10 protein-coding genes and 1 tRNA gene are annotated in these 13808 nt (G+C 60.8%); 3 read left to right on the top strand and 8 right to left on the bottom strand.

Annotated elements, in window-relative coordinates; translation table 11 throughout:
- Positions 1-104 precede the first annotated feature (104 nt).
- Together ACPPVR_RS32500 and ACPPVR_RS32495 are read right to left on the bottom strand one after the other, a co-directional pair.
- Complete coding sequence (locus ACPPVR_RS32500; protein WP_426610605.1) at positions 105-1763, bottom strand: bifunctional metallophosphatase/5'-nucleotidase; 1659 nt, start codon at positions 1761-1763, stop codon at positions 105-107.
- Between the two features lie 102 nt (positions 1764-1865).
- Positions 1866-2624, bottom strand: coding sequence for an enoyl-CoA hydratase-related protein (locus ACPPVR_RS32495; protein WP_426610604.1), 759 nt, complete (start codon positions 2622-2624; stop codon positions 1866-1868).
- Between the two features lie 297 nt (positions 2625-2921).
- Between ACPPVR_RS32495 and ACPPVR_RS32490 the strand changes: the two genes are divergently transcribed.
- Positions 2922-4148 (top strand): MFS transporter, encoded by a 1227-nt coding sequence (locus tag ACPPVR_RS32490; protein ID WP_426610603.1) that lies wholly within the window; start codon positions 2922-2924, stop codon positions 4146-4148.
- A 6-nt stretch (positions 4149-4154) separates the two neighbouring features.
- Here ACPPVR_RS32490 and ACPPVR_RS32485 read toward each other — a convergent pair whose 3' ends face one another.
- The gene (locus ACPPVR_RS32485) at positions 4155-5933 is read right to left on the bottom strand and encodes an acyl-CoA dehydrogenase (protein ID WP_426610602.1); all 1779 of its coding nucleotides are present in this window, start codon (positions 5931-5933) and stop codon (positions 4155-4157) included.
- A gap of 270 nt (positions 5934-6203) precedes the next feature.
- On the opposite strand from ACPPVR_RS32485, the gene ACPPVR_RS32480 reads away from it, so the two are divergent.
- Positions 6204-6278, top strand: a tRNA-Gln gene (locus ACPPVR_RS32480).
- A 533-nt stretch (positions 6279-6811) separates the two neighbouring features.
- Positions 6812-7627, top strand: a complete 816-nt coding sequence (locus tag ACPPVR_RS32475) for a hypothetical protein (protein WP_426610601.1) — start codon at positions 6812-6814, stop codon at positions 7625-7627.
- Positions 7628-7630: 3 nt separating this feature from the next.
- Here ACPPVR_RS32475 and ACPPVR_RS32470 read toward each other — a convergent pair whose 3' ends face one another.
- From ACPPVR_RS32470 to ACPPVR_RS32450, 5 genes are all read right to left on the bottom strand, one after another.
- Positions 7631-7873 carry a helix-turn-helix domain-containing protein gene (locus ACPPVR_RS32470; protein WP_426610600.1) on the bottom strand — a complete coding sequence of 81 codons (243 nt, stop codon included), beginning with the start codon at positions 7871-7873 and terminating at the stop codon, positions 7631-7633.
- A 798-nt stretch (positions 7874-8671) separates the two neighbouring features.
- Positions 8672-10165, bottom strand: a complete 1494-nt coding sequence (locus tag ACPPVR_RS32465; protein ID WP_426610599.1) for an FAD-dependent monooxygenase — start codon at positions 10163-10165, stop codon at positions 8672-8674.
- A gap of 625 nt (positions 10166-10790) precedes the next feature.
- The gene (locus ACPPVR_RS32460) at positions 10791-11723 is read right to left on the bottom strand and encodes a LysR substrate-binding domain-containing protein (protein WP_426616229.1); all 933 of its coding nucleotides are present in this window, start codon (positions 11721-11723) and stop codon (positions 10791-10793) included.
- On the bottom strand, positions 11723-12724 hold the full coding sequence (locus ACPPVR_RS32455; protein WP_426610598.1) for a LysR substrate-binding domain-containing protein: 1002 nt from the start codon (positions 12722-12724) through the stop codon (positions 11723-11725). The genes ACPPVR_RS32460 and ACPPVR_RS32455 overlap by 1 nt, the downstream gene beginning before the upstream one ends.
- A gap of 358 nt (positions 12725-13082) precedes the next feature.
- A complete protein-coding gene (locus ACPPVR_RS32450) occupies positions 13083-13358 on the bottom strand; it encodes a hypothetical protein (protein WP_426610597.1) in 276 nt (91 codons plus the stop codon).
- Positions 13359-13808: the final 450 nt, after the last annotated feature.

Raw genomic sequence — 13808 nt, 5'->3', positions numbered from 1 at the left:
ACGTCGCTTGGCGCATCCGACGCCAAAACGCAACGCAAAACCCAATCTATGCATTTGGCCGGGAATGGCAAAGGGTGGTCCCGTTCCATTCCGTTTGCGTCAGATCAATTCACGCGCAGGATGCGGGCCGACCGCAGCGGTCCGATTGGCCCGTGTGCCCTAAAGAAGGCAAACAGCGCGTCGGCGTCGTAACCGCCATATTGCGGCAAGGTGCCTTGTTTCGCGATCGTGAAACCGTCGCCGCCGACTGCGAGGTAGTCGTTGAGGGTCACGCGATAGCCTGTGGCCGGTTCGATCGGCCGGCGGTTAAGCGTCATCTTCTCAGTCATGATGCGCTCGCCAAGCGGCTTCGAGGCGTCCCAGCTGTAACTGAATCCATTCGACACCTGGAGGATCCGCGGCCGCTTCGGATCGAGCCATTGCTGCTCCAGCATGTCCTTGAGCTGGCTGCCGGTGAGCGTCATGGTGACGAGGCGGTTGCGGAACGGCTGGCTTGCGAACACCTCGCCATAGGACACCGCGCCGTTCTCCTTCGGGACGATGTCGGTGCGGATGCCGCCGGGATTGGTGAGCGCGATGACAGCGCTGCCATCCTTGGCATCCTTCGTGACTGCAAGCTGCGCATCGGCGATGACGTCGCCGAGCGGGCTTTCGCCGGCCTGGTTCGGAACGCGTGATAGCGTCTGCGTTACCGATCCGGCCGGTCGGTTGGCGATCGGCGCCGACAGCTTGTCGTAGGCGTCGATCAGCGCGGTCTGCTCGGGATCCTTGGCCAGCGAGGCGTTGGCGACGATGACGTTCTCGGCCCTGGCACTGACGATGTCGCGTGTTGCCGGATCGAGCTTGAGGTCAATCGCGGTAACGAGCGTGCCGTATTTGTCGCCGCTGGTGACCAGCCGTCCATCGATATTACAAACGTAAGCGCGATGCGTGTGGCCGCTGACGACGACGTCGACGGCGCGGTCGAATTTCTTGACGATCTCGACGATCGGTCCCGAGATGCCCGGGCATTCATTGTAGTCGCCGGCGGGCTCGCCACCTTCGTGGATCAGCACCACGATGGCTTCCACGCCGCGCGCCTTCAGTTGCGGCACGAGCGCATTCACCGTCTCTGCCTCGTCGCGGAATTCGAGGCCCGCAATGCCGGCGGGTGAGACGATGCCGGCCGTGCCCTTCAAGGTCAGCCCGATGAAGGCGACGGGGAGGCCCTCGAACTCCCTGACCTCGTAGGGCGGCAGCACGCTTTTGCCGGTCGCGGTCTCGATGGTGGAGGCCGCGAGATAATGGAATTTGGCGCCGCTGAACGGATGCGGGCCCTGGCAGCCGTCAAGGGGATGGCAGCCGCCGTTCTGCATCCTGAGCAGCTCGGTCGTGCCCTCGTCGAATTCGTGATTGCCGACCGAGGTGATCGCAAGCCCCATCATCGACAGCGACTCGATCGAGGGCTCGTCGTGAAACATCGCCGACAAAAACGGGCTCGCGCCGATCAGATCGCCGGCGGCAACGAAAATCGTGTTCCTGTGCCCGTCGCGCAATTGCTTGACCAGCGTCGCCATGTATTCGGCGCCGCCGGCCGCGACAGTGACCTTCTTGCTCTTGTCCTCGGGATCATTGATGCGGATGCCGCCTGCCGGCGGCCGCAGATTGCCGTGGAAATCGTTGATCGCGAGAATGCGCAGCTCGACCGGCGCCGCGGTCTGGGCCGCGGCGGGGAGGGCAGCAAGCGTGAGGGTGACGCAGGCGAGACGGAGAAAAGGTCGCATGGAACAATATTAGTCGTTCCGCGCGAAGATTTCACGAAGCATTGTCGTGAACGCGCCGCGATTCCTTTCCTCTGCCCTTGTGGGAAAAGGTGGAAGAGCGGCTCACCGCTTCTTCCGGTTCGCGAACGCGTTGAACGCGGCGATCGCCTCGTCCGATTTCAGCCGCTCGCCGAACAGATGGCCTTCCTGGTCGATGCGGCGGCTGAGCTCTTCCGGCGCGGCACGCAGCAATTTGCGCGAGATTGCCACCGCCTCGGCCGGAAGCCGGCAGATCTCGCGCGCCACCTTGCGGGCTTCGACCTCGGTATGTCCCGGCGAGACCACGGTGTTGACGAAGCCTGCTGCGTGAGCCTCCGCGGCGGTGAAGGCCCGTCCCATCACCAGCATGGCGAAGGCGCGCTGGTAGCCCATGGTGCGCGGCATCAGCAGGCTGGCGGCGCCGACCGGAACCAGCCCGAGATTGATGTAGGGCGCCGAGAATGTCGCGGCGTTGGAGGCAAGCACGTAGTCGCAATGGAACAGCATCACGGTGCCCATGCCGATCGACGCGCCGTCCACCGCCGCGATGATCGGCTTGACGTTGAGCGCCAGCGAATAGAGGAATTTGGCGCCGTCCGACAGCGTCTCGGGGCGCGAGGTGTCGGCCTTCAGGAAATCGTCGATATCGTCACCGGCCGTGAACACGCCGGAGCCGCCGGTGATGATCATGCAGCGGATGTCGGGATTGTTCTGCGCGGTGTCGATGGCGCGGCTCATCTCACGATACATGTCCTGCGTGATCGCGTTCTTCTTGCCCGGACGGCGCAGGGTGATCACGCGTGTGGTGCGTTCCTCCGTGACGATAATGTTGCCGTTCGCCATGAAGGCTCCCTGCGGTCGCCGCGACGCCTGTCGTCGGCGAGTCCTGCGACGCTCAGCCTACATGATCTCGCAGGCATGCCAATCCTGCGGCTCAACCTTTTCGACCGTGACACCCGTGAGTGGCTGCATGACACCCGCCCGATGGTTGCATTGGTCCGCGGAACCTGGTCACGAAATCTGGATCGCATTTCAGGCTGCATTGCGCGCTGCAACAATCGGCTACAATGTTTCATTTGAAAAACCGGTGGTTGTGCGGCACGATGAGCCCGCACGGTCCATATGGCCAATAGTCGATCGATGATTGCCGCAACGGGCGTTGACGAATCCTCGCTGCAATATCGCGGCTGGCGCGTGGTGCTGGCCTGTTTCCTGATGGCCTTCTTCATGTTCGGCTTCGGCCTCTACGGCCAGGGCGTCTATCTTGCCGAGCTCCAGCGCGCCCATGGCTGGCCGGGCACGCTGGTATCCGCCGCCAGCACCTTCTCGTTCCTGCTGACCTCCGTGCTCGTCATCTTCACCGACGATCTGCTCGCCCGCATCGGGCTGCGGGCGCTGATCCTGTGCGGCCTGTCGGCGCTTGGCGCATCGACGGCGCTGCTGGGGCTGATGCAGGCGCCCTGGCAGCTCTATCTCGCTTATGCGCTGATGTCCGTGGGCTGGACCGGCATGGGCACCGTGGTGATCGCAACCGTCTTGAACGCCTGGTTCGAGCGGCGCCGCGGGCTCGCGCTCAGCCTTGCCTTCAACGGCGCCACCTGCGGCGGCATCGTTCTCGTTCCGGTGCTGCTGGTGCTGACCGATAGTATCGGCTTTCGCTCCGCCATGCTGGCGGTCACCATCGTCATGGTGGTGCTGGTGTTGCCGGTGGTGGTCATCTTCACCGGCTGGCCGGCCGATGCGTCGCGGGCGTCAACGGGGCGCGCCTTCGGCGCTGCAGCTCATTCGCGCAGGGCGCTGCTTGCCAACGCAGCGTTCTGGACCATGGTGCTGCCGATCGCGATCGCGCTCCTGGCGCAGATGGGATTCATCATCCATCAGGTGACGTTCCTCGAGCCGATGATCGGCCGCTATGCTGCGGGTCTTGCCGTCACCATCATGGCGGCCATGGCGGTGGTTGGCCGCCTGTCGCTTGGCCTGTTCGTGGACCGGCTCGATCCGCGGCTCGCCTGCGCGGCGTCGATGACGAGCCAGGCGGCGGCGCTGTTCGTGCTTCTTCAGAGCACCAGCCCCACGGTGCTGCTGGTGTGCTGCGCCGTCTACGGCTTCTCGATCGGCAACATGATCACGTTCCCGCCCTTGATCATCCAGCGCGAGATCGGCAGCGCGGCCTTCGCCGCTGCGATGGGGCTGGGAACATCGATCAGCGGCATCGTCAGCGCGTTCGGCCCCGGTATCATCGGCCTCGTGCGCAGCCTGACCGGCGACTACACGATGGCGTTTGCGATATGTGTGGTGCTTGATCTCGTTGCCGCCGGCGTCGTGCTGTGGCGGCCGGGGAGAGCCGCTAAGATCGCAGCTTCGTAGCCCGCTTTACCCCAACAACACCGCATCCGCCGCCGCGACCGATTCCGCGCTCTCTGTCACGGTGCGCTCCAGCGCGCCGGCCTGCACGGTGATGTTCTCGGCGAAGAAGCGCGCGAGCGAGACGAAGCGCGACGCATCCGCAAAGCCCTCGGCCTTCGCGGCAAGCGCCTCGGAGGCCAGCATGCAGCCGCCGAGCGTGGCACCGAACTGCTGGAGGTAAGGCGTGGCGCCTGCGAGCGCCTCGTTCGGCGCCGACGCGACACGCTCCAAGAGCCATTTGCTGGTGCGTGCCAGCGCATCCAGCGCCTCGCGTAATTTCACGCCCGTGGTGCCGAAGGCGGGATCGTTGGAGGTTTCGACCTGCTTGACGGTCGCGGAGAGCTCGTCGAGCAGCGCCCACACTGCCGCGCCGCCATTGGCCGCCAGCTTGCGCGTGACGAGGTCGATCGCCTGGATGCCGTTGGTGCCCTCGTAAATCGCGGTGATGCGGGCGTCGCGATAATGCTGCGCCGCGCCGGTCTCCTCGATGAAGCCCATGCCGCCATGCACCTGCACGCCGAGATAGGCAACCTCGTTGCCGACATCGGTGGAATAGGCCTTTGCCATCGGCGTCAGCAGCGCCGCGCGCGCAGCCGCATCAGCGCGGACCTTCGGATCCTTGGCGCGCGTCGAGACGTCGAGCGCGACCGCGGTCGCATAGCAGATGGTGCGTGCGGCCGCGGTCTGCGCCCGCATCCGCATCAGCATGCGCTTGACGTCGGGATGCACGAAGATCGCATCCGAACCGTCGCCCTTGTTGCCGATGGCGCGGCCCTGCTTGCGCTCTTGCGCATAGGACAACGCCTGCTGGTAGGCGCGATCGGCGACGCCGACGCCTTCGAGGCCGACGCCGAGCCGGGCCTGGTTCATCATCGTGAACATGCAGCGCATGCCCTGGTTCTCTTCGCCGATGAGAAAGCCGATGGCGCCGCCATGGTCGCCCATGGTCATGGTGCAGGTCGGGGAAGCATGCATGCCGAGCTTGTGCTCGACGCCGCTAGCAAAGATGTCGTTGCGTTGCCCGAGCGAGCCGTCTGCGTTGACCATGAATTTGGGGACAAGAAAGAGAGAAATCCCCTTAGTGCCGGCGGGTGCGTCGGGAAGACGCGCCAGCACGAAATGCACGATGTTATCGGTCATGTCGTGCTCGCCATAGGTGATGAAGATCTTCGTCCCCTTGATGCGATAGGTGCCGTCGGGTGCGCGCTCGGCGCGGGTGCGCAGCGCGCCGACGTCAGAGCCGGCCTGCGCCTCGGTGAGCTGCATCGTGCCGGTCCATTCGCCGGTAACGAGCTTTTCGAGATACATCCTTTTCAGCTCGTCGCTGCCATGCGCGTCGAGCGCCTCGATCGCGGACGCCGTGAGCAGCGGGCAGAGGCCGAAGGCGACGTTGGAGGCGCTCCAGATCTCGGTGCAGGCCGCATTGATCGCGATCGGCAGGCCCTGGCCGCCGAAATCTTCGGGGCCGGACACCGCGTTCCAGCCGCCGTCGGTCCAGCGCTTGTAGGCATCCGGCCAGCCCGGCGCGGTCGTGACCTTGCCGCCGTCGAGCTTGATGCCGTGCTCGTCGCCGATCCGGTTGAGCGGCGCCAGCACGTCGGTTGCGAACTTGCCGGCTTCCTCCAGCACGGCCGCCGCAATGTCGACGTCGAAATCGCCGTAATGACCGGCCTCCACGGCGGCCTTCAGGCCGGCGCCATGGTTGAGCGACAGCAGCATGTCATTAATCGGCGCGCGGTAGGTCATGGCTTGCTCCCGTGGACAGTCTTGGCGCCGTATTCCCATGAAACGCCGGAGGTCTCAACTGCCGGGGCGGCCGGGGTCGCACCGGCCCGGAACGGAGCCATCGCCGGGCCTATAATCGAGCCTATAATAGAGTGTGGCCCGGCCAATCCCGGGCCTGTGGTATTTTGCCCCTCCAGGCGGTTGAAATGCCGCGCCGCTCCCTATAGACCGGCTGCGACTGGAGGGAATCCGCGGTAGCCAGTTCTTCCGCCTCGTTCCTAGGTCGCCTGTTGGGGCGTAGCCAAGCGGTAAGGCAGCGGATTTTGATTCCGCCATTCGGAGGTTCGATCCCTCCCGCCCCAGCCACGCAGTCCAGCCTCCGGAGAGACTTCCCAATAGAGGTGCAAATGAGCCGGAAATCCCGGCTTTTCGCGCATTCGAATTTGTCTCCGGAGCCTCAGCCTGCCCAACTCAGGGAGAAAATCGGGAAAAGTCTCCGGCCCTATCCGCGAATATTCCCGTTTTGCGAAGACGATCGGCGGAGACGAGTTCGATCAGGACTGCCGCCCGATCGACGTAGTCCTTTTTTGACTGCTTTCTAACAAAAGCTAGTCAATTACGAGAGCACGGGAATCATATCCTTGGGGCGGGGGTTCGAGTCCCTCTCCCGCTACCAAAAATCGCCTAAATATCTGATTTTGCAGCAAAAAATGTAAATTTTGGTAGCGGGTAGTACCATCTTGCCGAGTAGCACCGTCTTGCCCAAATGGACGGGAGGTGGTGATTTCGGATCAAGCAATCACTAGTCGAGTCCGTCGAAGAGGCGTACATCCCTGCATACTAACCTCAGGGTGCAGGGCGAGACCTTGATCAGATTCATTTTAGCGGTGGGGATCATTATGGGTGCGATTGCAGCAGGCAGCGCGCGAGGCGCCGAGAACGAATACTTCGAAATCAACACCCAATTGATGGAAGCAACTTTCCAAGTTTTTGGAGCCAGCGCAAAGCAACAAGCCGCCACTTCAGCAGGCACTATTTTTATCATGGGAAAGCCCATGAGCGACACCAAAGCATCGTTCGTGCTGATCACTGCCGCTCACGTCTTGGAGGAAATCGCCGGCGACACGGCAAAGATAAATTTCCGCTGGCGCAACGATGATGGGTCTTACGGTCAGCAAGAGTATGAATTTGCGATTCGCGAGAACGGCAAAGCCTTGTACGTGAAGCACAAGGACGTCGACGTTGCGGCCATGTACATGAAGATGCCGACCGAGTTTCAGAAGGTCAAATTGCTTTCAATCGATCTGATCGGTACCGACGAGTGGTTGAAAAAATTCGAGGTCCATCCGGGAGACGAGTTAATTTGTCTAGGATATCCTCTGTTCGCCGCTGGACAGCACGGCTATCCTATCCTGAGAAGCGGTAAAATTGCCTCTTATCCACTGATCCCAGCCAAGGACCAGAAGAACTGGTTGTTTGATTTTCGAATTTTTCCCGGCAATAGCGGTGGTCCCGTCTACTTTGCGGATAGAAACAGGGTGTACGGCGGCGCCACTCATTTGGGCGAGACAATTCAATTTCTCGCCGGTCTTATCACCCAGCAGGTGAACTCGACAATTTTCAAAGACAAAGACCTTTCCTTAGGTGTTATCATTCCAGCCGTGTTTATTCGTGAGACGCTGGACTTACTTCCAAAGGAATCTCCTTATAATTAGCCATCATTCCGCGATTTTAGTAAGCTTTCGAACTGCGAATGCAGGGTCAAACCCGATAGCCTTCGCAAGATCTAGAAATTCGATAAGACCGATCCTGAGCTCGCCACCTTCAATCATCGCGACATACGATTGATATCGACCCAGGCGCTTCGCCAGCTGTGCTTGGGTTAGTCCTGCTGTTTTCCGCCGATCTCGAATGAGCGTGCGAAGCGCTTCATGTCTGGCCGATCGAATCGTTTTGGACACTGCAAACCCCACTTTGACGGGGTGTCCAAATAATACAGATTCCAGATTATCTAAAAATCAGATATTCTGTCGTGCCAGCCGCGCGGGGCTTTGCCATGTCCGACAGACAACCCGGAAATGCTTCCACGCAAGAAATGTTGCTTCATCTTGTGAGGGCGCTCGCAAAGAGAGCGGCCCGATCGGATCATCACCGCCTAACCCGTTGGAAGAACGGGCCGCGGAAACGAGTGCTCAAGCCGCCGGAAGCACGTCAAGAAGGAACTGCGGATATGGTAGCGGGCTCTACGCCAAAATCTGATCGCGATGGCTAGGCGGGATAGTAGCTTCTTGCGGGCAGCCGTTGAGCCTTCAAGACAAAGGCGATTTTGAGGGGGGAGTTTGATGGAGTCGCCCTCCCGCTACCAACGGCTCCCCCCATGGCACGTGTCAAGAACGGCGCCCCGAAGAGCTCGCGCAAACGGCCTTTGATCTCTACGTCGAAGGCACCCTTTGCCGGAGAACCCGAGAAGGTCGCGGCGATCATCGGGGCCATCCGCTCCAAGATGGAAGGCCTCGCCAAGCGCGCTGAAGCCGTCCTTGACACGCTTCGAGAGGTCGATGAGTTCTTCCAACCGGCCGCGCTGGCGGCCATTTGCAAGCTGGCTAACGAGTACGACAACCCGAAACGCAGGAAGTACGAGGCCGGACTCTTGTCGCTCTCATGCAAGAGGGACCGCGACAAGTCCGTTATCACGATGCCCAAGGGTTTCGAGCTGCCGAGTCGACCAAATCAGCCTCAAAGCATTCTGATCGCAAGAACTAGGCAGCCACGGCCTCCGAGACGTCGATTGCGCTCAAATAGTCAGTGATGATACCGACGTCATCGGCTCCTGCCGCGCACGCGACGTAACCGTCTGGCCGGACTAGCAGCATTACGTTGGGATCGAGGGGGGCTCGAATCTCGGCCTCAAGAAGGCTGGGGAATTTCACGGCCAACCGGCTTACTCTACTAGTTCTCGCAGCGAACAACGCGAAACGCGGAGCAATCCCGAAGCCAACCGGGGTTTGTCCAGCGATCGGTCCCAAGCGCTGGCCGGGAGCTGGTATATCACCGCGGTGAACGCCGGGTCCGTTAAGTGGACTGTGATCGTAACCGACTGATACCTCGCTCATGGTATCCACCATGGCTTTGCGAACCGGCGACAGTCCCAGCAAGAGCCGGCCGAACAGATTACGCACCGCTTGCGCCGTGTGGTTTCGCATCGTGGCAACCATCGTCAGCCGGCCCGCGGCCTTCAGCACCTCTGCGCCGACTGCGCTGCGCTCAACGCTGAAGCTGTCGAGCAGCGATTCCGCGGATTCGCCGCGGCAAACCAGCGCCAGTTTCCAGGCCAGATTGAATGCGTCTTGCATGCCGGTATTCATGCCTTGCCCGCCGGCCGGACTATGCACATGCGCGGCATCGCCAACCACGAAAGCTCGGCCGGAGCGATAGTCGCTTACTTTGCGTTCGTTGATTCTGAATGCTGAAAGCCATATTGGATTGTCGGTCGTCATCCCACCGGGACCGCGACTGTCAATGATCGCCTGGACCTGGTCGAGCGTAGGATTGACGGGAGCGCCTCCCTTCGAGAGACCGAGGTCGGCGATAATGCGGAAGCGGGTTGCTGACATCGGAATGATGAGCAGCACGCCATCCTCATGCCAATAGGTCACCATTTCCGTTGTAGGCAACGGATATCCACTCAGATGCAGATCTGCCAAAATCCAATCACTTTGTAACGTATTGCCCAGAAACGAGAGGCCGAGACTATGGCGCACTGCGCTGTGGGCGCCGTCGCAGCCGATCAGCCAATCTGACTTGACCACTTCTTCCTGCCCATCGGCATTCCGCAGGACTGCCGTTATACCGCTTTCGTCCTGTTCGAAGCTCGAAAGTTCGGTTTGCCGTTGCGTTTCGACACCGAGGCGGCCCAAGTGTTCTTCGAGCAACCGCTCGGTGTCCGATTGCGGCAGCATCAGTGCGAAGCGATAGGGGCTGTTCACATCCGAGATATTAATATGACCGATGACCGTCTTATCGGCGATAATGTTTGCGGCATCGACCTTGTTTCCGGCGGCCACGAAAGCGTCTGCACAATTTGCACGATCGAGCAATTCCAGAGTGCGGCTCCAGAGCACGACCGCCTTGGACTTGTCGGTTCGCTGCGCCGCCTTATCGACAATTCGCACTGAAACTCCATAACGGGCAAGCTCCGCTGCCATCGTCAATCCGACCGGTCCAGCGCCAACAATCAAGACTTGGGACTTCATGCTCTCGCTCCTGCGATGATATTAAAGGGAGAATGGCAGCGCTTCGTTGCGATGCGGCGAAGCCAATCCGCTGTCCCTCGACAGCTTTGTTGCGGTATGGCGCGAAAATGACGTTGCATATCGCCGCGCGGTTCGCACTGGGTTCGGCTTGGCGAATGTCATAGCTAATCGCCGCCATCCCTACAAAGACGATGTCGATATAGAGCTATAGCCGCACCCAATACCTTGGCCGCTGAGGAGAAGTCATGGACGGCTACGGCAAATGAAAATGGGACCTTCAGCCGCGGTTGCTTGCACCTTGAATTGATGCGCGTAGGATTCAGTGGAGTTTGCAGACTCGGAGGTACCGCTTGGCAGCAGTCCTCGTTTTCGAAGTCGCCATAACGGGAACTGGCATATTTTCAACAATCTTAGCTTATCCCCTCATTTTTGTTTTTTGAGCGAATAGACCGTTTCGGTTGGCGGCCTGATTTCAGAAGTGGGTCGCCTCGCATTGCCTTCCGTGGCTCTAACCGCTGATCAGAAGCTCCATGCTGCTACCAATATCAATGCGCAGTCGCTCGCCCGATCGAAGGAGCACCGGCGGAGGTGTCATGCTGAACAGGAGGGGCACCGGCATGTCGGATCAGAATTGTTTGGCGCCGATCCATTCGACGCCAGGCGCCCGCGTCTCTCGCAAAGTAGATTCGACAAAGCGAGTAAAGAGATCGCGTACGGCCTCCGCAGCATTGGCGAGAGGAAAGTTGCCGGACGAAATCATCGAACAGGTGAGATAAACCGGCGGCTCGATCGCCTCGGGCTGACCGAGATCGCCGCCCGACATGTCGGAGAGATCACCCTTCGGCAGCACCGAGCCGCCAACCTCAGCCCGTACCGCGGTAATGATGTTTGCCACGATGTCGGCTTCCATCACGACGTTTGGCGTGAGCTTTGCGGCCGCGAAAGCGCGATCGAGCGCGGTGCGCGTCATGTTCGGCGAAGGCGGCAGGATCAGCGACAGCGATGCAAGTTCGGCGAGTGGCACGGGCTTGCCCTTCGAGGCCCCATGGGGCCGAATGAGAAAGAGCTGCTGCTTGAACAGCGGAATACGCGCGACGGTCGGCGTGAGCTCGTCCTCCAGTATCAAGCCAAGGTCGAGTTCATGCTCGGTCACACGCCGTTTGATTGTTGGGCTGTCAGAGACCGCCATCATGAGAACAACATTGAGCAGCGCCGCCTTGCATTGCTCTATGAATGCCATGGGTGCCGTCGCCATGACGGTTGAAGACATCCCGAGCCGCACGGTGCCTCCCGCGGCTCCGGTTTCGGACCGCACGATGCCGGGAAGCTGCTGTAATCGTTTCAGAATGGAAGACGCTTCGCGATAGAGCACTTCACCTGCGGCAGTCGGACGAACGCCGCGTGCGCTCCGGAGGAGCAGGTCCACGCCGAGTTGCTCTTCGAGTTGCGCAATCTGCTGGCTGAGTGCGGGCTGCGCGACGTGGATCGTGGATGCCGCGCGCGAGAAGCTGCCAGCCTCGACCACGCTGACAAAATAATGCAGATGGCGGTACTGCATCATGCGATCAGCTCCGCGCCCGGTCGCGTATTCCCCACGATTTGATCTTTCACGAAGCGGATCAGCACGTCTTTCACGGCTTCGCCCGCATAAGTGAGCGGAAAGTCGCTTGAAGAAACCAGCGAGCACGTGAGGGAGATCGGCGGCTCGATGAGCAGCGGCTCGGCGAACGCACCCGGATAGACGTTCTCAAACGTCCCGGCGTTGAAGATCGAGCTTCCGACGCCGGAACGCACCGCGGACAACTCGCTGAGCGCAGCATCGGTCTCGGCGATGATGTTTGGCGTCAGCCCAGCTTCTGCGAAGGCGCGGTCAATCACGACGCGACGATGCTTGGGGAGTGGCGGGAGTACGAGCGGCAGTTTTGCGACCTGTTCGAGAGATACGACGCCGCTACACCCTGCCAGGGGATCGCGCCGCACCAGGTAAAGACGCTGCCGGAAGATAGGATGACGTGAGAAATTCGGTACGAAATCATCTTCAAAGACCAAGGCCATGTCGAGCGTCTGTGCCTCGATCCTGGCCTGAAGCACATCGCTGTCAGCATCGGAGAATTTCAGCGTCACCTTCGGCAGTGCTTCTTGGCATGCCGCGACAGCCGGACCCGCGAGGGCGCCCGCGAGTGCTACCGTCACTCCGAAGTTGACGATGCCTTCGACTTCGCCGCCGCTCGACCGTACAAGGCCGGGAAGCTGCTCAAGCTGACGGAGGATTTCGGAGGCCTCGCGAAACACGACGTCGCCGGCCGCCGTGGGACGTACGCCGCGCGCACTGCGCTCAAGCAAGGTGAAGCCTAGGCGCTCTTCAAGCTCCCCGACCTGCTGGCTAAGGGCGGGCTGCGCGACGTGTATCGTTGCAGCCGCGCGCGAGAAGCTGCCGGATTCGACGACCTTCACGAAATAGCGAAGATGACGAAATTGCATGACCGCGTGTCGCCCGCAGCTTTTCTGGGCGGCTCGATCACCGTCCGACCGGCCCAGTTCGACGGCGGACCACCCCAAGCCGCAATCTTACACAGCGCCGACGGCTCCGCACCTATAAAATTGCCGCGGCCGCGCCGGGAGGGGGCATAAAACGCTAGTATTTTCTTGGAGATAGCGATAGGCGACGAGTAAGAAACCAGTTGCTCCAGGCGCCGCTGCCACAACGGAACGAAGCCGTTCGGCGGGGTGGACCTGGAAATCGTCCCGCTTGCAGGCGAGCGCTCCACCGTGCGGCGGCGGAGAACTCGAACGTGCCGCCTGAATCAATGAGCGCGTCTCGGTGCAGGATTTGCCCCGATCAGGCTGAATTCTCCACCACCACCCAGTCACGCGGCTTGCCGTTGCTGCCGAGTCGGCAGCAGTCGCGCAAAGAATACTAGCCGCCGCTCCGCTCATCGGCGAATTCGATGCCGGCTTGGGTTTGAGCGATCGCTTCTCCAACCAGCTCCATCGCCTTTACACGATGACCGCCCTTGTTGGCGGTCGCCTGGCGCAGTTCGCCAAGGGCCTGATACAGCGACGAGAGCGCACGCTCCATGTTGCCTTGATAGGCGTCGGCGGAGTTGACGGTGGTACCGACGAGGCCGATCGCAGCTACACTGGTCGCCGCGGTGGCGGCAAAGCCGCGGCGCGTAATCTTTGAATCAAACATGGTGAATCCTTTCGAGTGATATGCGGAAGGTTGAGCTGCGGTGGGCAATGGATAAGTGCCGGCCGCACTGAACTGGCGTTTCACTCGGCGAAAGTGGTGCGCGAGGCAAATACGGATTCGGCATGAGGATATATCTGGCGGCGATAGGTCTGCGAATCTCGCGCCTGTAGTGCTTACGAGCGTGATGGCTAGTCGAGGACCGATTTCCAATGCCACGTCGCCGGCCATCGACGGTTCGTCTCCGTTCACTCGACAATAACGGACATGTGAATAGCCGGCATCAGCCGCACTTTTCCCCTTCATTTGACTTGTCCGCCGCGGTTGCTGCTCATTCGAGCAAGCCATTGATCAGTCTCGCCAAGAGGGAGATATGCGGCTTGCTGTCATGGCCTGGCATTACGCTGACCAGATCGAGCCATAACCGAGACCGATATCTCCATATCGAAGCCG

It is taken from the genome of Bradyrhizobium sp. McL0616 (assembly GCF_049993385.1).
In the GTDB taxonomy this organism is placed as follows: domain Bacteria; phylum Pseudomonadota; class Alphaproteobacteria; order Rhizobiales; family Xanthobacteraceae; genus Bradyrhizobium.
This window is presented reverse-complemented; position numbering and strand designations above follow the sequence as displayed.